This window comes from Ideonella paludis (genome assembly GCF_018069865.1).
Classification (GTDB): domain Bacteria; phylum Pseudomonadota; class Gammaproteobacteria; order Burkholderiales; family Burkholderiaceae_C; genus Ideonella; species Ideonella paludis.
Genome location: NZ_JAGQDG010000003.1, coordinates 152937 through 174417, shown reverse-complemented (window position 1 = coordinate 174417; position 21481 = coordinate 152937). Strand labels below are relative to the sequence as shown.

Annotated in this window: 25 protein-coding genes and 1 other RNA gene; 18 read left to right on the top strand and 8 right to left on the bottom strand. The window is 63.7% G+C overall.

Annotation, left to right across the window (positions count from 1 at the left end; genetic code table 11):
- Positions 1 to 5: 5 nt before the first annotated feature.
- From KAK11_RS08590 to KAK11_RS08565, 6 genes are read left to right on the top strand one after another with little or no spacing between them, the layout of a single operon-like run.
- Positions 6 to 1001 (top strand): AAA family ATPase, encoded by a 996-nt coding sequence (locus tag KAK11_RS08590; protein ID WP_210808291.1) that lies wholly within the window; start codon positions 6 to 8, stop codon positions 999 to 1001.
- 39 nt (positions 1002 to 1040) lie between these two features.
- A complete protein-coding gene (locus KAK11_RS08585; protein ID WP_210808289.1) occupies positions 1041 to 1934 on the top strand; it encodes a 5'-nucleotidase in 894 nt (297 codons plus the stop codon).
- 6 nt (positions 1935 to 1940) lie between these two features.
- A complete protein-coding gene (locus tag KAK11_RS08580) occupies positions 1941 to 2429 on the top strand; it encodes a GNAT family N-acetyltransferase (protein WP_210808287.1) in 489 nt (162 codons plus the stop codon).
- Positions 2401 to 2844 (top strand): GFA family protein, encoded by a 444-nt coding sequence (locus tag KAK11_RS08575; RefSeq protein WP_210808285.1) that lies wholly within the window; start codon positions 2401 to 2403, stop codon positions 2842 to 2844. Before KAK11_RS08580 ends, KAK11_RS08575 begins: the two co-directional genes overlap by 29 nt.
- 49 nt (positions 2845 to 2893) lie before the next feature.
- The gene (pyrC, locus tag KAK11_RS08570; RefSeq protein ID WP_210808283.1) at positions 2894 to 3934 is read left to right on the top strand and encodes a dihydroorotase; all 1041 of its coding nucleotides are present in this window, start codon (positions 2894 to 2896) and stop codon (positions 3932 to 3934) included.
- Positions 3916 to 4713: a DUF3025 domain-containing protein gene (locus KAK11_RS08565; RefSeq protein WP_310737772.1), complete on the top strand. Its 798-nt coding sequence runs from the start codon at positions 3916 to 3918 to the stop codon at positions 4711 to 4713. The genes pyrC and KAK11_RS08565 overlap by 19 nt, the downstream gene beginning before the upstream one ends.
- On the opposite strand, the gene cysK is transcribed toward KAK11_RS08565, so the two are convergent.
- A complete protein-coding gene (gene cysK / locus KAK11_RS08560) occupies positions 4655 to 5575 on the bottom strand; it encodes a cysteine synthase A (protein ID WP_210808964.1) in 921 nt (306 codons plus the stop codon). The two genes, KAK11_RS08565 and cysK, sit on opposite strands and share 59 nt — an antisense overlap.
- Before the next feature lie 134 nt (positions 5576 to 5709).
- Between cysK and rnpB the strand changes: the two genes are divergently transcribed.
- An RNA gene (gene rnpB, locus KAK11_RS08555) (RNase P RNA component class A) lies at positions 5710 to 6040 on the top strand.
- 81 nt (positions 6041 to 6121) lie between these two features.
- The gene (locus tag KAK11_RS08550; protein WP_210808281.1) at positions 6122 to 7330 is read left to right on the top strand and encodes a multidrug effflux MFS transporter; all 1209 of its coding nucleotides are present in this window, start codon (positions 6122 to 6124) and stop codon (positions 7328 to 7330) included.
- Between the two features lie 22 nt (positions 7331 to 7352).
- Here the strand turns inward: KAK11_RS08550 and KAK11_RS08545 are convergent, their stop codons facing one another.
- Positions 7353 to 8099 carry a GNAT family N-acetyltransferase gene (locus KAK11_RS08545; protein WP_210808279.1) on the bottom strand — a complete coding sequence of 249 codons (747 nt, stop codon included), beginning with the start codon at positions 8097 to 8099 and terminating at the stop codon, positions 7353 to 7355.
- Between the two features lie 336 nt (positions 8100 to 8435).
- On the opposite strand from KAK11_RS08545, the gene rplM reads away from it, so the two are divergent.
- From rplM to erpA, 5 genes are all read left to right on the top strand, one after another.
- On the top strand, positions 8436 to 8864 hold the full coding sequence (rplM, locus tag KAK11_RS08540) for a 50S ribosomal protein L13 (protein WP_210808278.1): 429 nt from the start codon (positions 8436 to 8438) through the stop codon (positions 8862 to 8864).
- Between the two features lie 11 nt (positions 8865 to 8875).
- Positions 8876 to 9268 carry a 30S ribosomal protein S9 gene (gene rpsI / locus KAK11_RS08535; RefSeq protein WP_210808276.1) on the top strand — a complete coding sequence of 131 codons (393 nt, stop codon included), beginning with the start codon at positions 8876 to 8878 and terminating at the stop codon, positions 9266 to 9268.
- A gap of 109 nt (positions 9269 to 9377) precedes the next feature.
- Positions 9378 to 10091 (top strand): DUF6776 family protein, encoded by a 714-nt coding sequence (locus tag KAK11_RS08530; protein ID WP_210808274.1) that lies wholly within the window; start codon positions 9378 to 9380, stop codon positions 10089 to 10091.
- 66 nt (positions 10092 to 10157) lie between these two features.
- Positions 10158 to 10559 carry a bactofilin family protein gene (locus KAK11_RS08525; RefSeq protein ID WP_210808272.1) on the top strand — a complete coding sequence of 134 codons (402 nt, stop codon included), beginning with the start codon at positions 10158 to 10160 and terminating at the stop codon, positions 10557 to 10559.
- Positions 10560 to 10585: 26 nt separating this feature from the next.
- The gene (gene erpA / locus KAK11_RS08520) at positions 10586 to 10960 is read left to right on the top strand and encodes an iron-sulfur cluster insertion protein ErpA (protein WP_210808270.1); all 375 of its coding nucleotides are present in this window, start codon (positions 10586 to 10588) and stop codon (positions 10958 to 10960) included.
- A gap of 71 nt (positions 10961 to 11031) precedes the next feature.
- Here erpA and KAK11_RS08515 read toward each other — a convergent pair whose 3' ends face one another.
- Entirely contained in the window at positions 11032 to 12180 is a 1149-nt protein-coding gene (locus KAK11_RS08515; protein ID WP_259373545.1) for an anhydro-N-acetylmuramic acid kinase, read from the bottom strand.
- 14 nt (positions 12181 to 12194) lie between these two features.
- Positions 12195 to 13553: a M23 family metallopeptidase gene (locus KAK11_RS08510; RefSeq protein WP_210808961.1), complete on the bottom strand. Its 1359-nt coding sequence runs from the start codon at positions 13551 to 13553 to the stop codon at positions 12195 to 12197.
- 351 nt (positions 13554 to 13904) lie between these two features.
- Between KAK11_RS08510 and tyrS the strand changes: the two genes are divergently transcribed.
- Genes tyrS through dtd form a run of 3 tightly spaced genes read left to right on the top strand, consistent with a single transcriptional unit; the run spans position 13905 to position 16083 of the window.
- Entirely contained in the window at positions 13905 to 15155 is a 1251-nt protein-coding gene (gene tyrS, locus KAK11_RS08505) for a tyrosine--tRNA ligase (protein ID WP_210808268.1), read from the top strand.
- A gap of 22 nt (positions 15156 to 15177) precedes the next feature.
- Positions 15178 to 15621 carry an FKBP-type peptidyl-prolyl cis-trans isomerase gene (locus tag KAK11_RS08500; RefSeq protein ID WP_210808266.1) on the top strand — a complete coding sequence of 148 codons (444 nt, stop codon included), beginning with the start codon at positions 15178 to 15180 and terminating at the stop codon, positions 15619 to 15621.
- Between the two features lie 6 nt (positions 15622 to 15627).
- Positions 15628 to 16083, top strand: coding sequence for a D-aminoacyl-tRNA deacylase (dtd, locus tag KAK11_RS08495; RefSeq protein ID WP_210808264.1), 456 nt, complete (start codon positions 15628 to 15630; stop codon positions 16081 to 16083).
- Between the two features lie 62 nt (positions 16084 to 16145).
- Here dtd and KAK11_RS08490 read toward each other — a convergent pair whose 3' ends face one another.
- Complete coding sequence (locus KAK11_RS08490) at positions 16146 to 17126, bottom strand: tripartite tricarboxylate transporter substrate-binding protein (RefSeq protein ID WP_210808262.1); 981 nt, start codon at positions 17124 to 17126, stop codon at positions 16146 to 16148.
- Between the two features lie 143 nt (positions 17127 to 17269).
- Here KAK11_RS08490 and KAK11_RS08485 point away from each other — a divergent pair, with 143 nt between their 5' ends.
- Positions 17270 to 17623 carry a cupin domain-containing protein gene (locus tag KAK11_RS08485; protein ID WP_246498691.1) on the top strand — a complete coding sequence of 118 codons (354 nt, stop codon included), beginning with the start codon at positions 17270 to 17272 and terminating at the stop codon, positions 17621 to 17623.
- 90 nt (positions 17624 to 17713) lie between these two features.
- Positions 17714 to 18979 (top strand): hypothetical protein, encoded by a 1266-nt coding sequence (locus KAK11_RS08480; protein ID WP_210808258.1) that lies wholly within the window; start codon positions 17714 to 17716, stop codon positions 18977 to 18979.
- 11 nt (positions 18980 to 18990) lie between these two features.
- Here the strand turns inward: KAK11_RS08480 and KAK11_RS08475 are convergent, their stop codons facing one another.
- Genes KAK11_RS08475 through KAK11_RS08465 form a run of 3 tightly spaced genes read right to left on the bottom strand, consistent with a single transcriptional unit; the run spans position 18991 to position 21392 of the window.
- Positions 18991 to 20259 (bottom strand): phenylacetate--CoA ligase family protein, encoded by a 1269-nt coding sequence (locus KAK11_RS08475; protein WP_210808256.1) that lies wholly within the window; start codon positions 20257 to 20259, stop codon positions 18991 to 18993.
- Positions 20252 to 20554: a hypothetical protein gene (locus KAK11_RS08470; RefSeq protein WP_210808254.1), complete on the bottom strand. Its 303-nt coding sequence runs from the start codon at positions 20552 to 20554 to the stop codon at positions 20252 to 20254. Before KAK11_RS08470 ends, KAK11_RS08475 begins: the two co-directional genes overlap by 8 nt.
- A 25-nt stretch (positions 20555 to 20579) precedes the next feature.
- Positions 20580 to 21392, bottom strand: a complete 813-nt coding sequence (locus tag KAK11_RS08465; protein ID WP_210808252.1) for an ABC transporter ATP-binding protein — start codon at positions 21390 to 21392, stop codon at positions 20580 to 20582.
- Between the last annotated feature and the right edge of the window lie 89 nt (positions 21393 to 21481).

Sequence of the window (21481 nt, the reverse complement as noted above, 5' to 3'; positions counted from 1 at the left end):
TCTTGATGTCCACCTCAAACGCCCTCACCCTCAGCGGCGCGCCCGCGCTGCCGGTGGCCCGCATGCGCAACGTCTACCGTGAAGAAGACGTGGCGCGCAAGATGGCCAAGTTGCCCTCGCAGGAGCACGACGGCTTGCGCGCCGTCTACGAGCGCATGCTCGACAAAGGTGCCCAGCGCTTTCAGGTCAAGCCCTCGGGTTTGCCGGCCATGGAGCATCTCTACGCCGAGCTGCCCAACTTCCACGAGGTGCTCGACGACGTCAAGCGCCAACTGGCCCTGTGCGATGGCAGCGGCGACGCGCTGGAGATCACGCCCATGCTGCTGCTGGGCCCACCTGGCATTGGCAAAACCCATTTCGCCCGCGAGCTCTCCGAGCTGCTGGGCACCGGCATGGGCTTTATGTCCATGAGCTCACTCACCGCCGGCTGGTTGCTCTCTGGTGCCTCCAGCCAATGGAAGGGTGCCAAGCCCGGCAAAGTGTTTGAAACCCTGGTGGATGGCGACTATGCCAACCCGGTGATGGTGGTCGACGAGATCGACAAGGCCCGCGCCGAGCAAGCCTATGACCCTCTGGGCTCGCTCTACAGCCTGCTGGAGCACGACACGGCCAAAGCTTTTGTGGACGAGTTTGCCGAGGTCGCGGTGGACGCCTCCCAAGTGATCTGGGTGGCCACGGCCAATGACGCGCGCGGCATCCCCGAGCCTATCTTGAACCGCATGAATGTGTTCGAGGTCGAGATGCCCAGCTTCGAAGCCGCCCGCAGCATTGCCCAGCGGCTCTATGACAGCATCCGCAGCGAACACGACTGGGGCAAGCGCTTTGACGAGCAACCCACCGCCGACGTGCTGGACACCCTGGCCGCCATGGCCCCGCGCGAGATGCGCCGCGCCTGGATGACCGCCTTCGGCAACGCCCGCTTGGCCGGACGCGAGCAGATTCAGGTGTCCGACCTGCCGGTGGTGCATGCGCGCAAGCGGCAGATGGGGTTTGTGCACTGAGGGGTCAGCCACTGAGGCGTGGCGGCTATCATCGCCGCCATGCCCGCCTCCCTGGAACACCGCCTGGTGGTCGCGCTTTCCTCGCGCGCCCTGTTTGACTTTGAAGAAGAGAACCGCGTCTTTGAGGCGGGTGACGACCGCGCCTACATGCGGCTGCAACTCGACCGCCTAGAGGTGCCTGCCAAGCCCGGCGTGGCCTTCTCGCTGGTGCGCAAGCTGCTGGCCTTCAATGCCGAGACGCCACAGGTGGAGGTGGTGATCCTCTCGCGCAACGACCCAGCCTCGGGCTTGCGGGTGTTTCGTTCGGCCCAGCACTATGGCTTGCCGATTGAGCGCGGCGTGTTTACGCGCGGTGAGGCGCCCTGGCGCTATTTGCGGCCCCTCAAAGCGCATTTATTCCTCTCCACCAACGAGCCCGATGTGCGCGAGGCCTTGGCCGCCGGTGTGCCCGCCGCACGGGTCTATCCCCACTCGGCGCGCGCGTCTGAGGCCCACCCGCAAGAAGTGCGCATCGCCTTTGACGGCGACGCCGTGCTGTTCTCGGACGAGGCCGAACGGGTCTTCCAGGCCAGCGGCCTGCAGGCCTTCCAACAGCATGAAAGCCATCGGGCGCTGACACCTCTGCCCCCCGGCCCCTTCAAGCCGCTGCTGGACGCCCTGCACCGCCTGCGGGGCGACGCCACCAGCGGCATGCGCCTGCGCACCGCCCTGGTCACGGCGCGCAGCGCCCCCGCGCACGAACGCGCCATCCGCACCCTGATGGGCTGGGAGGTGGAAGTGGACCAGGCGCTGTTCCTGGGCGGCCTGCCCAAGGGCGAGTTCCTGCGCGAGTTCGAGCCCGACTTCTTCTTCGACGACCAGACCGGCCACTGTGACAGCGCCGCGCCCCATGTGCCAGCGGGGCATGTGGCGGCGGGGGTGAGTAATGATTGAGCTGGCATGACGACACTCACCATTGAGCCGCTGACACCGCAGACACAGGCCGGTGCCAAGGCATTGATACGCTGCGTGTGGAGCGAACACTTTGGCCACCATCCCGACCCCTTGGTTCGGGAGTACATGAATGATGAGCGTGTACTGGAAGGCCTCTCGCCCACCACTTACCGTGCGCCTCTCGGTCTGTTCCTGGTGGCACGAGATGCCGACGACGTGGTGGGCTGCGGTGGCGTGCTGAGAATGGTTGATGGACGGCATGAGTTTCAGCGCCTCTATGTCGCACCGAGCCACCGCCGCCTGGGTATTGCACAGCGCATCATGTCCGCATGCACTTCGTTCGCGCGCGAGCAAGGCGGCCACACCCTCTGCCTCAGCTCCAACAAGGCGCTGACGACCTCGCACCAGTTTTATCGCCAGCTTGGGTTTGAACCAACCGCCGCTTGGGACCCCGCCATTGCGCCCTATGCCTACTTCTTTCAACGCGCACTCTGAGTCTGCGCAGGCATCCTGCTTCTGCGGCGCTGCCTCGCTCACCGTCCCCCTACCGCTGCGCCCACCTATTCACTGCCACTGCGGCCAATGCCGGCGCCTGAGCAGTGCGGCGTGGACGACTTGGGTGTCCGTGCCCAAGGCCGCTGTGGCGATCCAGGAACGCCCAGCCCTGCGCCGCTTTTTCGCCACCGCCCATGTGACGCGCCACTTTTGCGGCCAGTGCGGCACGCATGTCTTCACGGCGGATGCCCGCATGCCGCAGGTGCTGGGCCTTCCGGCGGGCATCCTTCCGCCTGAGTGCGTGCCCAATGCCAAGGGCCACTACTTTGCGTCGGACAAAGCCGCATGGGCCACGCTACCCGAAGGCGAGCCCTGTTTTGGCGGGCCCACGGGCATGGAGCCGCTATCCGCTTGAGGCACAGGGCGACTGGGTTGGCCGGGCCTGATGCGGGACAATACCGGCCATGACTGCCCCCACCTCCCTCACCTTCACCCGCCCCGACGACTGGCATTTGCATCTGCGTGACGGCGCCGCTTTGGCGGCCGTGCTGCCTGGCACCGCGCGCCAGTTTGGCCGCGCCATCGTGATGCCCAATTTGCGCCCGCCGGTGACGACCACGGCCCAGGCCATGGACTACAAGGCGCGCATCTTGGCCGCTTTGCCCGCAGGCTTGGGCTTTGAGCCGCTGATGACGCTGTACCTGACGGACAACACGCCGCCCGAAGAGATCGCCCGGGCCAAGGCGGCGGGCGTGGTGGCGCTCAAGCTCTACCCGGCCGGGGCCACCACCAACAGTGATGCGGGCGTGACGGACATCCGCAAGACCTATAAGACGCTGGAGGCCATGCAGCGCGAAGGCGTGCTGCTGCTGGTGCATGGCGAGGTGACCGACCCGGCCATCGACCTGTTCGACCGCGAGGCGGTGTTCATCGACCAAGTGATGATCCCGCTGCGGCGCGACTTCCCGGAGCTGAAGGTGGTGTTCGAGCACATCACCACCAAAGAGGCGGCGCAGTATGTAGCCGAAGCCGGTGCCCACACCGCCGCCACGCTGACGGCGCACCACCTGCTCTACAACCGCAATGCCATCTTCATGGGCGGCTTGCGGCCGCATTACTACTGCCTGCCCGTGCTCAAGCGCGAGGTGCACCGCCAGGCTTTGGTGGCCGCCGCCACCAGCGGCTCAGACCGCTTCTTCTTGGGCACCGACAGCGCCCCGCATGCGTCGGTGATGAAGGAGGCTTCGGTCTGCGGCGCGGGCTGCTTCACGGCGCTCTCGGCCCTGGAGCTGTATGCCGAGGCCTTTGAGGCCGCAGGCGCGCTGGACAAGCTCGAAGGCTTTGCCAGCCTGCATGGCCCGGCCTTCTATGGCTTGCCCGTCAACACCGGCACCGTGACCCTGCTGCGCCAGCCCTGGACACTGCCTGAGAGCATCCCCTTTGGTGACGCCAGCCTCAAGCCCTTGCGCGGCGGCGAAACCCTGGCGTGGCAACTGCAAGCCTGAGCGCGCTCGATTGGCAGAGCCCATGGCTCGCGCCACTGGCCGCGCGAGGTGCGCCGGTGGCTCAGGCTTGGGGCCAGGGCCAGCCCGTCGCGCAAGCCCTGAACGACGCATTAGCCGGGCAAGCCGCCCAGACCGGGCCTGACGCACTGCCAGCGCCCAGCGGCCTGCCCCATTGCGTGCCCCAGGCCAGCCTGCCCGACGGCGAGGCTTATGAAGCCTTTATTCGCCGCACGGGCCAACTGCCCACGCGGGACAACCGGCATGACTTCTTCAACGGCTTGCTGTGGCTGCACCAGCCCGCCTGGAAGCTGCGGCTCAACCGCTTGCAGGCCGACGCCATCGCCAGCCAAAGCGCGCCAAAGACTACACGCGGCCCACTGCGCGACGCGCTGACCTTGTTTGACGAAAACGGTGCGGTGCTGCTAGGCCCCGCCCCGCTGCTGGCTGCATTGCGTGAGCGGCGCTGGCAAGACCTGTTTTTGACCCACCGCGCGCTCTGGCGCGAAGCCCGCTTTACCCTGGTGGGCCATGCCCTGCTGGACAGCCTGTGCACCAGCCCGCGCAAAGGCCTGACGGCCCATGTGCTGCTGGCCGACCCGCTGGCCTTGAGCGCCCAGGACTGGGCCCAAAAGCCCTTTTGCCCACTACCGGTGATGGGCCTGCCAGGGTGGTGGCCGGGCGGCGCGCAAGACGCTGCGTTTTATGCAGATGCAGGCGTGTTCAGGCCGTTGGCAAAAAGCCGTCTACCGACAGATAACGCTCGCCCGTGTCGTAGTTAAAGCCCAGCACGCGGCTGCCTGCGGGCAGTTCGGGCAGCTTTTGGGCAATGGCGGCCAAGGTGGCGCCGCTGGAGATGCCCACCAGCAAGCCCTCTTCGCGGGCGCTGCGGCGGGCGTACTCACGCGCGGCCTCGGCCTCGACTTGGATCACGCCGTCCAGCAATTCGGTCTTCAAGTTCTTGGGCACAAAGCCGGCGCCAATGCCCTGGATGGGGTGCGGGCTGGGCTGGCCGCCCGAGATGACGGGCGAGGCACTGGGCTCCACCGCAAACACTTTGAGCCCCGGCCATTGGGCCTTGAGCACCTGGGCCACACCCGAGAGGTGGCCGCCCGTGCCCACGCCGGTGATGATGGCGTCCAGGCCTTCGGGAAAGTCAGCCAGGATCTCTTGCGCGGTGGTGCGCACATGCACGTCAATGTTGGCGGGGTTCTCAAACTGCTGCGGGATCCAAGCCCCGGGCGTGGCTGCGGCCAGCTCTTCGGCCTTGGCAATCGCGCCCTTCATGCCCTTCTCGCGCGGGGTCAGCTCAAAGCTGGCGCCATAGGCCAGCATCAGTCGGCGGCGCTCGATGCTCATGCTGTCGGGCATCACCAACACCAGCTTGTAGCCCTTAACAGCCGCCACCAAGGCCAGGCCCACGCCCGTGTTGCCCGAGGTCGGCTCGATGATGGTGCCGCCAGGTTTGAGCTGCCCACTGGCCTCGGCCGCCTCCACCATGGCCAGCGCAATGCGGTCTTTGATGGAGCCGCCGGGGTTGCCCCGCTCCGACTTGACCCACACCTGAGCTGCGTCGCCAAACAAGCGGTTGATGCGGATGTGCGGGGTGTTGCCAATGGTGGCGAGAACGTTGGAGGCTTTCATGGGCAAGGTCTCGATGCAAAACGACAAGAGGCGCTGATGATGCCGTAAGCCCCAGCGCTTGTCGCCCATGAGCTTCTGCCCAAAACGCATAAGCGACACGGCGATAGCGTGTGGCATGGGACAATCGCCCCCGTGGAGCAGGCCAGACCGCCGCCTGTGCAAGTGCCGAAAGGCCGCATGGGAGGAAGGTCCGGACTGCACAGAGCAGCGTAGCGGGTAACGCCCGTCCACCGTAAGGTGCGGATCAGAGCCACAGAGACGAGCCGGTTAAGTCCGGGTGAAACGCGGCAATCTCTACGCGCAGCAACACCAAATAGGCCAGCATTGAAGCGGCTCGCTGAGCTGGCGGGTAGGTGGCATTGAGCAGGGGTGGTAACACCCCAGCCCAGAGGAATGGCGGTCACGCGGCAGGCTTCGCAAGAAGCCTGCTGTGCACAGAATCCGGCCTATCGGCTTGCTCCACACTTTTCTTTTCGGGCGTTGCGGCGTCTCCTGTGTGACCGCCGGGACCCCTGCTAGCCACTACACTGGCTTTTTGCCAGCCGCATGAACCCACAAGCTTCTACCCTCTGGCGCCACCCGCGCTGGGCTCTCGCTGCCCTCTTGGCCACCTTGGGCATGTTGGGGCCGTTTTCCATTGACACGTATTTGCCCGCCTTCACGGGCATCGCGGCGTCGATTGGCGCCACACCGGTGGAGATGCAGCAGACGCTGTCGGCTTATCTGCTGGGCTTTGCGGCGATGAACCTCTTTCACGGGGCGCTGGCCGACAGCTTTGGCCGCAAGCCCGTGGTCTTGGCCGGGGTGGCCATGTTCACGCTGGCCTCGGTGGGCTGTGCGTTGTCCAACAGCATTGGCTGGCTGGTGGCGTTTCGGGCGCTGCAGGGCATGTCGGCCGGGGCGGGCATGGTGGTGTCGCGCGCCATCATCCGCGACATGTATCCGCCAGACGAGGCGCAAAAGGTGATGTCGCAGGTCACCATCTTTTTTGGCATTGCGCCGGCCATCGCGCCGATGATTGGCGGCTTTTTGTTTGTCTATGCTGACTGGCACTCGATCTTCTGGTTCTTAGCCTTCATTGGCGTGAGCCTGTGGCTGGCCATCTGGCGCCTGCTGCCCGAGACCTTGCATGCGGACCAGGTGCAGCCCTTTGGCGTCAAGCCGCTGATGCGGGGCTACCGGGAGATGATCTCCAACCCCACGTTTGTGGCGCTGGCCTTTGCCTCCGGCATTCCGTTTAACGGCGTATTTCTGTATGTGCTGTCAGCGCCGGTGTTTTTGGGCGAGCACTTGCACTTGGCGCCGCAGCAGTTTTTCTGGCTGTTCTTGATGACCATCAGCGGCATCATGGGCGGCGCCTGGGTGTCAGGCCGGCTGGCGGGCAAGCTGCCGCCGCAGCGGCAAATTCGGCGGGGCTTTCGGATCATGGTGGCCGTGTCGCTGGCCAATGTGGCGGCCAATTTGTGGCTGCCGCTTCAGGCGTGGTGGGCCATCCCGCTGATCGCGCTGTTTGCCTTTGGCTGGGCGATGATGGTGCCCGTGGTGACGCTGATGGTGCTGGATCAGGCGCCTGACCGGCGTGGCATGGCCTCTTCATTGCAGGCCTGCTTGGGCAGTGTGGCCAATGCGTTGGTGGCCGGGGTGATCGCCCCGCTGGTGATGCACTCCACCTTGCTCTTGGCCTGCACCTCCATGGCGCTGATGTTCATTGGCATCACCGCCTGGCTGTGGGTGCGGCCCAGGCTGGCGCACTGAGCGCACCGCACCCGATCTGTCTTCACTCGATCGTGGACTTTCGGACCTTGGCGACACCGTCGCGAATCTCGGCAAACATGCTGAGCAAGGTGTCGACGTGGTGGACGCCTGACTTGAGCTGATAGTCCAACTCAGCCGCTTGGCCTTCGACCAAGGCCTCGATGTGGGAGACCAGGGTCTCGGGCGGCAGCTTCAGGCGGGCTTCGGAGTCACCGCCTTCGCGCACCACGGTGGCACCCGCGTTGCGGGCAATGCGCAACATGGCGCTGTTCTCAGACAGCGCGTGGATGATCATCGTGTCCACATGGCGGTTGCGCGCATGCAGCACGGCATGGTCAAAAAGGCGGGCGCCGTAGCCACGGCCGCGGGCTTTGGTGATCACCGACACACCGAACTCAGCCATGTTGCGCTCGGCCGGAATGTCCGTCATGTAGGCCAGATGGGCCATGGCGATCAGTTCTAAGCGGCGGTTGAAAACGCCAAAGACCTCATCGCGGTGGAAATCCAGCAGATCAACATAGCGGCCGATCTGGGTGTCGCTGGCGGCATAGCCAAAGCGCAGATAGCGGTCGTGGGGCTCCAGCGACAACAGATGCGCCAACACGCGGGGGCGATGGCGCTCAGACAGCGAGCGGATCGGCACCCAACGGAAAACTTCTTTGGTGGCCTCCGGGGGTGTGGAGGCAGCCTGAGATGCATCCAAAGCCTGCGGTGTGCCGGCAGTGGACGAAGTGGCATCGACAACGGAATGTGCACCGGGGTGACCCATGTGACCTCCTCAAGGATGGTGGGAATCTAGTACAAACCCTAGGTTACACGCTTTCCGATTGTTGCGCCGCAGCATTTGACGGGTCTGTGTGGTCAAAGTTCTCAACACTGTGGCTCGAACTTTGGGCTATACTCGCGGGCTTTCCTGCAATCGGCGGGGAGACCGGGCTATGCTCGGGCAGTGTTGAGCAGGCCAGTTGTGCTGCTTTTCATGCCTGCGGCAAAGCGCCCAAGCGACCTGAGAGGCTGCGAGTGCTGCAAAGCACTTCCAAAAACAGTTCCGATGGTGCTTGGCTGACCGGTTACACAGCCGTGTTTATTTTTTGATCGACCTCTCATGAAGACCTTCAGCGCCAAGCCGGCCGAGGTGACGCACGAGTGGCTTGTGATTGACGCCACCGACAAGGTGCTCGGACGTGTTGCCAGCGAAGTGGCACTCCGTTTGCGCGGCAAGCACAAGGCCATCTACACGCCTCACGTGGACACCGGTGATTTCATCATCATCCTGAACGCCGACAAGATCCGTGTCACGGGCAACAAAGCCAATGACAAGGTGTACTACCGCCACTCCGGTTTCCCCGGTGGCATCTACGGCACCAAGTTCAAGGACATGCAAGCCAAGCATCCAGGCCGCGCCCTGGAGAAGGCCGTCAAGGGCATGCTGCCCAAGGGTCCGCTGGGCTACGCCATGATCAAGAAGCTGAAGGTTTATGCAGGGAGCGAGCATCCGCACGCCGCCCAGCAGCCTAAGGTGCTGGAAATCTAAGGAGCGGATTGATGATCGGTAACTGGAACTATGGCACCGGGCGTCGCAAGTCGTCTGTGGCCCGCGTCTTCATCAAGAAGGGCACTGGCCAGATCGTTGTCAACGGCAAGACCGTTGATCAATATTTCGGCCGTCAAACTTCGATCATGGTCGTCAAGCAGCCTTTGCTGCTGACTGGCAACGCAGAAACCTTCGACATTCAAGTGAATGTCCACGGTGGCGGCGAGTCCGGCCAAGCAGGTGCTGTGCGCCACGGTATCACCCGCGCCCTGATCGACTACGATGCAGCATTGAAGCCTGATCTGAGCCGTGCCGGCTTCGTGACGCGTGACGCGCGTGAAGTCGAACGTAAGAAGGTCGGTCTGCACGGCGCGCGTCGCCGCAAGCAGTTCAGCAAGCGCTGATCGAAGGCAGACCTCGGGTCTGTCTTCACCGAGATTGCACTGCAATCCTCCCAAAGGCCGCTCCTCAGCGGCCTTTGCTGTCTCTGGGCCCCGTGGTTGGAGCATCTGAATGCGTTGGAAACTACTTCGCCGCCGCCTCTCCATCACCGCACCGCGCATGACGGTGCGCAGCCACCTGCCCTGGCCGCTGCGCTGGGCGGTAGCCGCCGTGGCCCTGGGCTTCTCAGCCGCCATTGGTCTGTGGGCTTTTGAGTTCGGCAAGAGCATTGCCGGCCTCGATAAAGGCGCGAAAGAAGAGCTGGCCCAACTGCGCACTGAGGTCGCCGAGTTGCGCGCCGAGCGCGAAAAGGCGCAGAGTATTGCCAACACGGCAGAGAGCCTGCTCAAGACGGAGAAGGCGACCCAAGAACGACTGGCTTCGCAACTGCGGCAGGCCGAGTCTGAGAACTTATCCCTGAAGGCCGACCTGGGCTTTTTTGAGCGCCTATTGCCAGCGGCCGGAGGCCTAGAGGGCCTGTCGGTGCGCAGCATTCAGGCCGAAGCCCAAGCGCCCGGCCAGATGCGCTATCAAGTGCTGATCATGCAGAGTGGCAAGCAGGTCAACCCCTTCAATGGCCGCTATGAGCTGACCTTGATCGGCACCCTGGACAACAAACCTTGGACCCAAGCCATGCCGGGAGGGCCGCAGCCGATGCAGGTCAAACAGTACTCACGGCTGGAGGGTCTCATCGACCATCCGCCGCAGGCCGTGGTAAAAACGGTGCAGCTTCGGATTCTCGATGGCGGAGGTGCCGTGCGCGCCACGCAAACGCTGAAGCTCTAACAAAAGCGTCCACGACCCCGTTTGGACACCCTGCCGCCGAAAGCGGCAATTCACTGGAGAAGCAGTATGTGGCCAGGAAAGAAAAAGCAGCCCCCCATCCGCAGCTTGGTGGGCGAAGGCACCTCCGTTCACGGTGAGCTTCGGTTCTCCGAGGGCTTGCGTATTGACGGTGAAGTCCAGGGCGATGTGGTGGCGGCGGGCAGCGGCCCCAGCCTGTTGGTGCTCAGCGAGAATGCCCGCATCCATGGCAAGGTGATCGCCGGGCATGTGATCATCAACGGGGAAGTGCGCGGCCCGGTGCATTCGACCGAGTTGCTTGAATTGCAGCCCAAAGCCCGCATCATTGGTGATGTGCTGTACGAAGCCCTGGAGATGCACCAAGGCGCCAAGATTGACGGCGAGCTGAAGCACACCGCAGCCGCCTCCGAGGAAAAGCCCGCCCTGAAGTTGGCGGCCTCGCAGAACTGATTTATTGACCTGAAGGATCCCTCATCATGAACGCAGTGGCTGAAAACCTGTCCCCCGCAATGGGCGAGATGCCCGTCCCCCTGGTCTTCACGGACAGCGCCGCTGCAAAGGTGGCCGATTTGGTGGCCGAAGAAGGCAACCCCGACCTCAAGCTGCGCGTGTTTGTGCAAGGCGGCGGCTGCTCGGGCTTCCAATACGGCTTCACCTTCGATGAAATCGTCAATGAAGACGACACCCAGATGAGCAAGAACGGCGTCACCTTGCTGATCGACGCGATGAGCCTGCAATACCTGACCGGCGCCGAGATCGACTACAAAGAAGACCTGCAAGGCGCGCAGTTCGTGATCAAGAACCCCAACGCCACCACCACCTGCGGTTGCGGCTCCAGCTTCTCGGTCTGAGGATCGCCCTGATCCATTGAAGCCGTCCGGGCTTCACCCTCAAACGCCTCCAGCACGGAGGCGTTTTGCTTTCAGGCTGGATAGAGCGCACCCAAAATGCGCAGCCCCCGCGCGCCCGTCACTTCGGTGCGCTGCCCAGGTTCTCGACAGCAATGCGCGCGGGCCAGCCAGGCAAATGCAGCGGCTTCGACCTGCATGGGGGGCAGGCCCAAGGCCTCGGTGCTGCCCACCTGCACACCAGGCAAACAGGCCTGCAAGCGGCGCATCACATCCAGGTTGAACACGCCACCGCCGCAGACATAAAGCGCCTGGGTCTCCGGGGCGCTGGCACGCAGCGCTGAAGCGGCTGCGCGAGCCGTGAACTCTGCCAAACTGGCCTGAACGTCGACAGGGCGCAAGCCTGCAAACGGCGCCAAGCGCTGCGCCAGCCAGGCCGGATTAAAGAGGTCTCGGCCTGTGCTCTTGGGCGGCGGCAGGCTCAAAAAGGGCTCCGCCATCAAGGCCTGGAGCAGCGCCTCGTCCACCTGACCACGGGCACCCCAGGCCCCACCAGCGTCGTAAGCCTGCCCCAGGTGCAGGGCTGCGCCGTGGTCCAGCAGCGCATTGCCCGGGCCGCAGTCAAAGCCCCGCACGGACTGGGCACCGTCTGCAGGCAGCAAGGTCAGGTTGGAAATGCCGCCAATGTTCAAGACGGCCCGCGCCTGCCCGGCTTGGGCAAACACCTGGGCATGAAAGGCCGGCACCAAGGGGGCGCCCTGGCCGCCGGCGGCCACGTCACGGCTGCGGAAATCGGCCACCACATCGATGCCGCACAGCTCGGCCAGCAAGGCGGGCTGGTTCAATTGCAGGGTATAGCCGACACCATCAAACTCACCAGGGCGGTGCCGGACGGTCTGGCCATGCGAGCCCACGGCGTGAATCTGCGCAGGTGGCAAACCCGAGGCCCCCAACACCGCATGCACCGCCTCTGCTTGCACGCGGGCCAGTTGGTTCGCAGCCAAAGCGGCCCGATGCAGCTCGTTCTCACCCGCCGTATTCAGCGCCAGCAGTTCAGCTCGCAGTGCGGCAGGAAAGGGCAGATGCTGATGACCAGCCACCTCGATGGCAGCGCAGCCCGCCCCAAACCGGGCCACGACCGCATCCACACCGTCCAGCGAGGTGCCTGACATCAGGCCGATGTACCAGGCCTCAGCAGGCAAGGCCAAGCCCGTCGGAGTCAAGGCAGGCCGCCCGCTCAATCCACCCGGCCAGCCAAGCCGCGCAGGTCGTCCGCCACATCAAGCTTGGTTTGATAGCGCTGCGCCAACTGCGCAAACTTGGGTCGCTGCGCTGAGTCTAGCTCCAGGGTCTCGGAGGCCTTGGCAATGCGCAGTGGGTCTTGGTGGGCACCGTTGATGCGGAACTCAAAGTGCAAATGCGGCCCGGTGGCCCAACCCGTGGCGCCGACCGCCCCAATGCGTTGGCCCTGCTCGACGCGCTGGCCTTTGCGGACATCGATGCGGCTGAGGTGGGCATAGACCGTCAGGCGATCGCCCGAGTGCTTGACATGCACCACATTGCCATAGCCGCCTTGCACACCGGCAAAGTCAACCACACCATCCCCCACCACACGCACTGGCGTGCCCACAGGCGCCCCATAGTCCGTGCCCAGGTGGGCACGCCAAGTCCGCAAGATGGGGTGGAAGCGCATGGCAAAGCCCGACGTCACCCGCGAGAACTCCAGCGGGCTGGCCAAGAAAGCGCGCTTTTTGCTCTTGCCATTGGCGTCGAAATAACCGCCCTTGCCTTCGTTGAACCAAAAGGCTTGGTGGGTCTTGCCGGCATTGACGAACTCCGCCGCCAACACACGGCCCACGCCTTCGTTCCAGGCCACCGGCTCACCGTCGGCCATCAGCGTCTCGTACACCACGCTGAAGTTGTCGCCTTTGCGCAGCTCGCGATGGAAATCGACCTCGGTCGAGAACATCTCGGTCATCTGCACCGCCACCGCGTCGGGCACGCCCGCGTCATCCGTGGCCGCAAACAATGAAGAGCGGATGGTGCCGCTGGCCAAGCGCACATGGCTTTCGAGCGGTGCGGCGATGATGGAGGAGCGCAAGCCGGCGGGGCTGTCTTCGACCGTCAGACGCCAAAAATGCGACATCTGGCCTTGGCCTTCCGCATCCACGGGGAAGCGCGCCACCAAGCGCTGCAACTGCCCTTGACCATCAAGGCTGACACTCACCATCTTGCCCGGGCGGCCGCTGAAGAGGCGCTTGGCAATGCTGTCGGTGCGCAGCCAGGCCGCCACGGCCGGGTCACGCAGACCCAGACGACGCAGCAAGCTGTCTGCCGTGTCATTGGCCCGAGTGACTTCGCTGCGCTCCAGCTTCAGCTCATGCCCAGCCAATGCCTCCAGTTGGGGGGCGATGGCTTCGGGTTCGACCACTTCAGTGACCATGCGGCGCGGCAGGTCCGCAGCATCGGGCGCCAAAGGCGCAATCGCGATGGCGGTGACGCCAAAACCGGCCAGGACCGTCAGCACTGCCGCCGCAATGCGGCGAGGATGGCGAGCGGCCATGGCTGCAGCTTGCGCCACTGCCGTTCGCACCATCACCAAACCTTGTTCGAGTTCGAGACGCAAATCAAATCCTCTGCGCAACGCCTGAGCGCTGCGACGAAACGCACGGATCCGTGCACAGGAGTGATGGGGACAACACGCCGCAGCGCGGCCACGCATCACGCGAGGGACTTCGACGCTCCGCGGTCGCGGGAGGCCCGTAGAATTGGGCGCCGCCACACTGCGGGCTTGGGCGAGAACATCCTGGCGCCCGCAGCGCGGGCAGGGCAATCTCAGCCACCTTGTAAGTTTACCGCAGGCCAGCCCCGCCCGAAGCCCGGGCTAGCCCTGAACGCCGTCCCCCCCGCCTTCTGCGTGAAGGCCCTCACATCCGCCTCGTCTGCCATGTCCTCCAACACGCCCGCCGCCGCCGAACAGCCCTCCAGCCCCGCCCTGAGCGACGGCGTGCGTCATGCGCTGGAAGTCAGCCTGCGCGGCTGCTCTGAGCTGCTGCCGCAAGCCGATTGGGTCAAGAAGCTGCAACGCGCCGAGGCCACCGGCCAGCCGCTGCGCGTTAAGTTCGGCATGGACCCGACTGCGCCTGACCTGCATCTCGGCCACACCGTCGTGTTCAACAAGCTGCGTCAACTGCAGGACCTGGGCCACACGGTCATCCCGCTGATCGGCGACTTCACCACCATGATTGGCGACCCCTCCGGCCGCAACAGCACCCGTCCGCCACTGACGCGGGAGCAGATTGAAGAGAACGCGCGCACCTACTTTGATCAACTGCGCCTGGTGCTGGACCTGGACAAAGCTGAGGTGCGATACAACAGCGAGTGGGGTGACGCCCTGGGTTCTCGCGGCATGATTGAGTTGGCCGGCAAGTACACCGTGGCACGCATGCTGGAGCGCGACGACTTCACCAAGCGATTCGCCTCGCAAACGCCCATCTCGGTGCATGAGTTCCTCTATCCCCTGGTGCAGGGCTATGACTCGGTGGCCCTGAAGAGCGACATCGAGTTGGGCGGAACGGACCAGAAGTTCAATCTGCTGATGGGGCGTCACTTACAAGCCGAGTACGGGCAGGAGCCGCAGTGCATTCTCACGATGCCGCTGCTGGTCGGCTTGGACGGGGTGGACAAAATGTCCAAGTCCAAAAACAATTACATCGGCATCACCGAGCCGGCCAACACCATGTTCGCCAAGGTCATGTCCATCAGCGACACCTTGATGTGGAACTGGTTCGAGCTGCTGAGCTTCCGGCCGATGGCAGAGGTCGCCGCGCTCAAGGCAGAGACGGAGGCAGGACGTAACCCCCGCGACGCCAAGGTGATGCTGGCCAAAGAAATCACCACCCGCTTCCACAGTGCTGCAGCCGCGGAAGCCGCCGAGGCCGACTTCAACAACCGTGCGCGGGGTGGCATCCCGGACGACATCCCTGAGCTGAGCTTGAGCGGTGCACCCATGCCCATTGGCAACCTGCTCAAAGCCGCAGGCTTGGTGGCCAGCACGGGCGAAGGCCTGCGCATGGTGGACGGCGGCGGTGTGCGCATTGATGGCACCGTGGTGTCTGACCGCGGCCTCAAGGTGGAAGCCGCTACCATGGTGCTGCAAGTGGGCAAGCGCAAGTTCGCGCGCGTGACCCTGTCCTGACCCTCCCCTCTTGGAGACCTGCATGTTTTTGACACGCCAACTGGCCCTCACCGTTCTGGCCCTGACCCTGCCCGTGAGCCATGCCTGGGCCAACGACGCGGCCGCCCAAGCGGCCAAAGAGCCCGGCGCCGAAGTCACGCCCAGCGGCTTGGTCTATCGCTCGCTGACCGAGGGCAAAGGCGCCAACCCGGGTGCCACTGACACCGTGCGTGTTCACTACAAAGGCACCCTGCCTGGCGGCAAAGAGTTCGACAGCTCTTACAGCCGTGGCCAGCCCGCTGAGTTCCCGCTCAACCGCGTGATCCCCTGCTGGACCGAAGGTGTGCAAAAGATGAAGCCCGGCGGCAAGGCCAAGCTGACCTGCCCGCCCGACATCGCCTACGGCGCACGCGGTGCTGGTGGTGTGATCCCGCCGAATGCGACCTTGCACTTTGAGGTCGAACTGCTGGGCATTGCCAAGCGCTAAGCCGCCGTGTTGGCGCTTGTTCAGCGCGTGCGCGAAGCGCGCGTCGAAGTCGCTGGCAAGGTCGTGGGCCAGATCGGCCCCGGCCTGCTGGTCTTGGTGTGCGCCGAGCCCACCGACACCCCCACTCATGCCCAAAAGCTGGTGGCCAAGCTGCTCAAGCTGCGCATCTTCAGCGATGACGCGGGCAAGATGAACCGCAGCGTGCAAGACCTGGATGGCGCCGGCACTCCGGGCGGCCTGCTGCTGGTGTCGCAGTTCACCTTGGCCGCAGACACCTCCAGCGGCAACCGCCCGAGCTTCACCGGGGCAGCACCCGCTGCCTTGGGCGAGGCCTTGTATGAGGCCGTGCTGCGTGAAGCCCGTGCAGCACACCCGCAAGTCGCCTGTGGTCGCTTCGGGGCAGACATGCAAGTCCACCTCGTCAACGACGGGCCCGTGACCATTCCGATCACCTTGCGCTGAAGCCACCAAGAAAAAGGGCACCCGAGGGTGCCCTTTTGTCGTCAGCCCGCAGTGAGCTGTCTTCAGTCGGCGTACTGGCCGGCCGCCTTGATGACGGGGCCCCACTTGTTGATCTCGGCTTCAACGAACTTCTTGTGCTCGGGGCCGTTGACGCGGGCGTCGGTCACGATGACGGCACCCAACGCTTCTTCACGCTTGATGAACTCGGGGTCCTTCAGCGCGGCCTTCAGCGCGGTATTGACCTTGTCCAGCACCGCTTTGGGCGTGCCCTTGGGCGCGTACAAGCCGTGCCAGATGGACACATTGAAGCCCTTGATGCCCGACTCATCCAAGGTCGGCAGCTTGGCCAGCGACGGTGTGGTCAAGCGCTTGGTGGTGGTCACGGCAAAGGCCTTGACCTTGCCGGCTTCAATTTGGTTGGTGGTGTTGGTGGTCTGGTCGCACATGATGTCCACTTGACCGCCCAGCAAATCGGTCATGGCCGGCGCCGTGCCCTTGTAAGGCACTGTGGTCATGTCGATCTTCAAGCTTTGTTGGAACAACAAGCCGCACAGGTGGGAGGCTGACCCCAAGCCTGCGTTGGCCAGGTTGATCTTGCCCTTGTTGGCATCCAACCACTTCGCCAGCTCGGCATAGTTATTGGCAGGCAGCGTAGAGCGGCCAATCACGGTCATGGGCACTTCGTTGATCATGCCCACATACTCGAAATCTTCCAGCGTCTTGTACTGCAGGTTGCGGTAGAGCGCGGGTGCGGTGGCCATGCCAATGTGATGCAGCAAGAAGGTGTAGCCATCCGGAGCCGCCTTGGCCACCTTGGCGGCGCCCAGCGTGCCACCAGCGCCACCCACGTTTTCAATCACGATGGTCTGACCGCCCAAGGGCTTGCGCAGGGCTTCCGCCAAATCACGCGCCACCTTGTCCGTCGGGCCACCCGCCGCAAAAGGCACCACCACGGTGATGGGCTTCTCAGGGTACTCGGCTGCCGCAGAAAACGCTGCGAAAGACAAGGCCGCTGCGACAGCGGTGAGGGAGACACGCTTCATGAAAAACTCCTTAGAGGATGATCGAAAGATCCGTGCAGGCATCGTAGTGGCTGCGCCAAGCCTGCGAAACTCGGAAACTACGTATCCAAGGCAGGCTTGACCTGCCGACAACGCCCCATCTCTGAGCAAGGATGACAGCCCCGATGATCCGCATTGATCTGCCAAGCACCCCACCTGACATCGACTTCCCGCGCGAAGAGCGCCGAGAAGTCGGCTGCCCCGAGCGCCGCACCTGGGTGCTGCACGAAGACGCCAAGGCGGGCCTGTGTGTCGGCATTTGGGAATGCGACCCAGGCCGCTGGCGCATTGAGTTTGGCCCGCAGGAGCACGAGTACTTCATCGTGCTCTCGGGCCGCTGCCGCGTGCACCGCGCCGAAGGCGGCCACGAGGAGTTTGGCCCCGGCCAAGCGGTGGTGCTGCCGCCGCTGTTCAAAGGCTCATTCGAAGTGCTGGAGACGATGCGCAAGCACTTTGTGATCGTGGATCACGCACAATGATTGAAAGGTCGTGGCCGCAGGGGCTCTGGACTGAATCGCCCCCAAGCTGCGTGACCGACAACATCAACACGAAACAGTGAGGAGGTCCCCATGGAACGTTGCAGACCGAACTTCAAGCTCAAGGCCGTGGTTTTTCCATGTGCGCTTTTGTCGTTGGCAGCACCGATGTTCGCCTTTGCTGCGGCCGCTTGTTCCGTGGTGGAACTCGCACCTCAGGCATCTTCGAGCGGTGTGACGGCATTGGGCGACTCCGGTCAGGTCGCCGGATGGGTGTTGTATCCATCCAAGACACTGTCTTCAACGGTGGTTTGGAAAGGCTCTCGCGTCCTAACTTATGACGGCACCATCCCGAACTGTCGACGCTCAGCCACCGAGTTCGGTTCGCCCCTCCACATCAGCGCCATCTCCCCCAACGGTACAGTGGCCGGCAGCTTTGCCTGTGACCAAGGCATGATTGCACGTGACGAAGCATTTTGGGTCAAGCGAGTTGGTCAAACAGCCGCCACTTACCCCTTCGCATACCCGGAAGACTGGGCCGGGTACACACCTACCGGCGTGAGCGATGCCGGAAGCGTCGTGGGCTTGCGCTCCAGCCTCATCAACAGGCAAGTGATCGGACCATTTGCCCGCGGCCTACTGGACAGCCAAACATTGGCACCCCGGACTTTTGCGTACCTTGGGGCGGGCAATGGTGGTCTGACTGCCATCTCTAGCGGGCTGGAGTCTCAATCCAATCCGCCAGCCATGATTCGGCATTCGGCTGCCACATGGATCGATGGGGAAAAAGCCATCGCATGGCAGCAGGCTGAAGGAGGCGTCTCACCTTTTCTGGAATATCGCAGCACTGCACGAACCACTTGGGTTGCGGCCATTGAGTTCAACGCATGGCCGGGTGCGGTTGTGGTGCAACGCCGCGATACAGGACAGCAAACGGCTCGCATCGAACCACAGCAAGACGGTGCCACTTTCGCAGTGGGCAAGCCTGTGTTGAGCGCGAATGGTCAATGGCTGAGCTATGTAGAACATCAACGTATCAATCCCAGCTTGCAAACCGTGTTTCTCGTAAGACTCAAGGACGGTCTACCCACCGGCCCGGCGCAAGTGATCGCCAACGCATCAGGCGATGTCATCTCCATCAGCAACAGCGGCCAGGTTCTTGGCCGCTTCACGGACCCAGTCAGCCGACAATCAAAGTGGTTCGTTCGCCTCGCCACAGGCACCACCCTGGCCGTCGAGGACACTGTGAGCGGCCTCACGTCCGTCAGCAATGGCTTGATGAATCCCCGGGGAGACATCGCCCTGACGGGGATTTATAGAGACAAAACGAGTGCCCTGCGCCTAAGCTGCTCTGACTGATCTGGTGCGCATCACTGATACGACCGCGCGTCCTCGATCACCTTGCCGTCGTTGGGTAAGCTGCCCACGGGCAGCAGTTCAACCTCGCTGCGCAGCTTGGTGACGTCACGCACGGTGTCGGCAATGCGTGCCGCCAAGCCGTCTGCTGGCGTGGCCGTCTCCAGCTTCAAGGTCATGCGGTCAGACGCCATTTCGCCCTGCACCACCAGGCGCGCCCGGCTGACTTCGGGGTGGCGTTTGACGACCTCGGCGACCTGGCCGGGGTGAACAAACATGCCGCGCACTTTGACCGTTTGGTCAGCGCGGCCCATCCAGCCTTTGATGCGCGTGTTGGTGCGGCCTGTGGGGCAGGTGCCAGGCAAGACGGCGGAGAGATCCCCCGTGCCAAAACGCACCAAAGGGTAATCGCGGTTGAGGGTGGTGACGACCACCTCACCCACTTCGCCTTCGGGCACCGGGTCGCCGGTGCCGGGGCGCACGATCTCGACGATCACGCCTTCGTCCAACACCAAGCCCTCGCGGGCCGAGGTTTCATAGGCCACCAGCCCCAAGTCGGCCGTGGCATAGCACTGGAAGGCGGCAATGCCTTGGCTGGCAAACCAGTCGCGCAGCGAGGGCGGGCAGGCCTCACCACTGACCATGGCCTTGTTGACGCTGCGGATGTCGGCGCCGGCCTCTTGCGCTTTCTCGACCATGATCTTCAAGAAACTGGGGGTGCCGATATAGCCCTGGGGCTTCAGCTCCATCACCGCTTGGAGCTGCATCTCGGTGTTGCCCACACCACCTGGGAAGGTCGCGCAGCCCACCGCATGGGCGCCGGTTTCCATCATGGAGCCGGCGGGCGTGAGGTGATAGCTGAAGCTGCAGTGGGCCAAGTCGCCCGCCCTGAAGCCTGCGGCATAGATGGCACGACCCATGCGCCAGTAATCTGCCCCCTCGCCTTCGGGCTCATAAATCGGGCCGGGAGACTGGAACACGCGCCGGGCACCCGAGGCAGCAGCGAGGCCGCGCCAACCAATGGCCGAGAAGCCCCCAAAGGGATCGCCTCCTGCCGCACGGCTGGCTTGCTGGCGGGCCAGCAATTCGGACTTGCGCACCACAGGCAAGGTCGCCAAAGCCGCACGGCTGGTGATGCGGCTCGCATCCACGCCTTTGAGCGAGGCCCCAAAGGCGTCCGTGCGAGACTGGGCATGGGCCACCATGGCCGGCAAGGCGGCCATCAAGGCGGCTTCGCGTTCAGCAGGAGAGCGGGTTTCCAGGGCGTCGAAAAAATCACTCATCGTGGTCGCTCCAGGCGGAGAGCTTTTTCTTCAACTCCGCCGAAAAGTCGCGCACTTCGGCGCCGGATTTCAATGTCTTGTTCAGCCACTCGGGCCCGCTGCGTTGGGGCTTCTTGACCACGGCTGCGGTCAACACGCCCTCACTCAGCACAAACTTGGTGATGGCCACCCCTTTGCGCTCGAACACCCCCGCGCGTTCCGTCAAGCCCATGTCGCGCGCATCACGTCGCAGGCGCTGCAGCGCGTCTTCCGGCTTGAAGGCGGGCAGCGCAAAACCCCAGTCTTGCTCACTCATGTCGCGCTCCAGCGGATTGCAGGGGTCAGGCCAACCAACGCTTGCGGCGCTTGTAGCTCTTCACATCCTTGAAGCTCTTGCGGTCGCCGCCACCCATGCCAAGGTAGAACTCCTTGACGTCTTCGTTTTCGCGCAAGTCCTTGGCGGCGCCGTCCATCACGATGCGGCCGTTCTCCAGGATGTAGCCATAGTCGGCATAACGCAGCGCAATATTGGTGTTTTGCTCAGCCAGCAAGAAGGTGACCTTCTCCTTGGTGTTGAGGTCTTTGACGATCTCAAACACTTCTTCCACGATCTGCGGCGCCAAGCCCATCGAGGGCTCGTCCAGCAAGACCATCTTGGGGTTGGCCATCAGGGCGCGGCCAATGGCACACATCTGCTGCTCGCCGCCCGAGGTGTAGGCGGCTTGGCTGGTGCGGCGGGTCTTGAGCCGGGGGAAGTAGTTGTAGACCTTCTCCAGCGTCTGGGCCACCGCCGCTTTGCCGTCGGTGCGGGTGTAGGCACCAGTCATCAGGTTTTCTTCGATGGTCAAGTGGGCAAAGCAGTGCCGCCCTTCCATCACCTGCACCACACCACGCGCCACCATGTCGGAGGTGCTGAGCTTTTCAATGCGCTCACCGCGCAGCTCAATCGAGCCCTTGGTGACATCGCCCCGCTCACCGGCGAGCAAGTTGCTGACGGCGCGCAGCGTTGTCGTCTTGCCCGCACCATTGCCACCCAGCAGCGCCACCACTTGGCCCTCAGGCACTTGCAGGGACACGCCCTTCAGCACCAGGATCACGTGGTTGTAGATGACTTCAATGCCGTTGACGTTCAGAAGAATGTTGGGAGTGCTCATGGCATGCCTTTGCAGTGGGAGCGAATCGCTGGCTCTCTGAAACCCCGCTCGCGAGGCTTCAGAGAGGGCCCCCTCTGAATCACAGAAGA

Bases quoted from the DNA above. Each gene is read 5' to 3' on its own strand.
- KAK11_RS08590 (WP_210808291.1), top strand. From the start codon at position 6: ATGTCCACCTCAAACGCCCTCACCCTCAGCGGCGCGCCCGCGCTGCCG.
- KAK11_RS08585 (WP_210808289.1), top strand. From the start codon at position 1,041: ATGCCCGCCTCCCTGGAACACCGCCTGGTGGTCGCGCTTTCCTCGCGC.
- KAK11_RS08580 (WP_210808287.1), top strand. From the start codon at position 1,941: ATGACGACACTCACCATTGAGCCGCTGACACCGCAGACACAGGCCGGT.
- KAK11_RS08575 (WP_210808285.1), top strand. From the start codon at position 2,401: ATGCCTACTTCTTTCAACGCGCACTCTGAGTCTGCGCAGGCATCCTGC.
- pyrC (WP_210808283.1), top strand. From the start codon at position 2,894: ATGACTGCCCCCACCTCCCTCACCTTCACCCGCCCCGACGACTGGCAT.
- cysK (WP_210808964.1), bottom strand. From the start codon at position 5,575: ATGAAAGCCTCCAACGTTCTCGCCACCATTGGCAACACCCCGCACATC.
- KAK11_RS08550 (WP_210808281.1), top strand. From the start codon at position 6,122: ATGAACCCACAAGCTTCTACCCTCTGGCGCCACCCGCGCTGGGCTCTC.
- KAK11_RS08545 (WP_210808279.1), bottom strand. From the start codon at position 8,099: ATGGGTCACCCCGGTGCACATTCCGTTGTCGATGCCACTTCGTCCACT.
- rplM (WP_210808278.1), top strand. From the start codon at position 8,436: ATGAAGACCTTCAGCGCCAAGCCGGCCGAGGTGACGCACGAGTGGCTT.
- rpsI (WP_210808276.1), top strand. From the start codon at position 8,876: ATGATCGGTAACTGGAACTATGGCACCGGGCGTCGCAAGTCGTCTGTG.
- KAK11_RS08530 (WP_210808274.1), top strand. From the start codon at position 9,378: ATGCGTTGGAAACTACTTCGCCGCCGCCTCTCCATCACCGCACCGCGC.
- KAK11_RS08525 (WP_210808272.1), top strand. From the start codon at position 10,158: ATGTGGCCAGGAAAGAAAAAGCAGCCCCCCATCCGCAGCTTGGTGGGC.
- erpA (WP_210808270.1), top strand. From the start codon at position 10,586: ATGAACGCAGTGGCTGAAAACCTGTCCCCCGCAATGGGCGAGATGCCC.
- KAK11_RS08510 (WP_210808961.1), bottom strand. From the start codon at position 13,553: ATGGTGCGAACGGCAGTGGCGCAAGCTGCAGCCATGGCCGCTCGCCAT.
- tyrS (WP_210808268.1), top strand. From the start codon at position 13,905: ATGTCCTCCAACACGCCCGCCGCCGCCGAACAGCCCTCCAGCCCCGCC.
- KAK11_RS08500 (WP_210808266.1), top strand. From the start codon at position 15,178: ATGTTTTTGACACGCCAACTGGCCCTCACCGTTCTGGCCCTGACCCTG.
- KAK11_RS08490 (WP_210808262.1), bottom strand. From the start codon at position 17,126: ATGAAGCGTGTCTCCCTCACCGCTGTCGCAGCGGCCTTGTCTTTCGCA.
- KAK11_RS08485 (WP_246498691.1), top strand. From the start codon at position 17,270: ATGATCCGCATTGATCTGCCAAGCACCCCACCTGACATCGACTTCCCG.
- KAK11_RS08480 (WP_210808258.1), top strand. From the start codon at position 17,714: ATGGAACGTTGCAGACCGAACTTCAAGCTCAAGGCCGTGGTTTTTCCA.
- KAK11_RS08475 (WP_210808256.1), bottom strand. From the start codon at position 20,259: ATGAGTGATTTTTTCGACGCCCTGGAAACCCGCTCTCCTGCTGAACGC.
- KAK11_RS08470 (WP_210808254.1), bottom strand. From the start codon at position 20,554: ATGAGTGAGCAAGACTGGGGTTTTGCGCTGCCCGCCTTCAAGCCGGAA.
- KAK11_RS08465 (WP_210808252.1), bottom strand. From the start codon at position 21,392: ATGAGCACTCCCAACATTCTTCTGAACGTCAACGGCATTGAAGTCATC.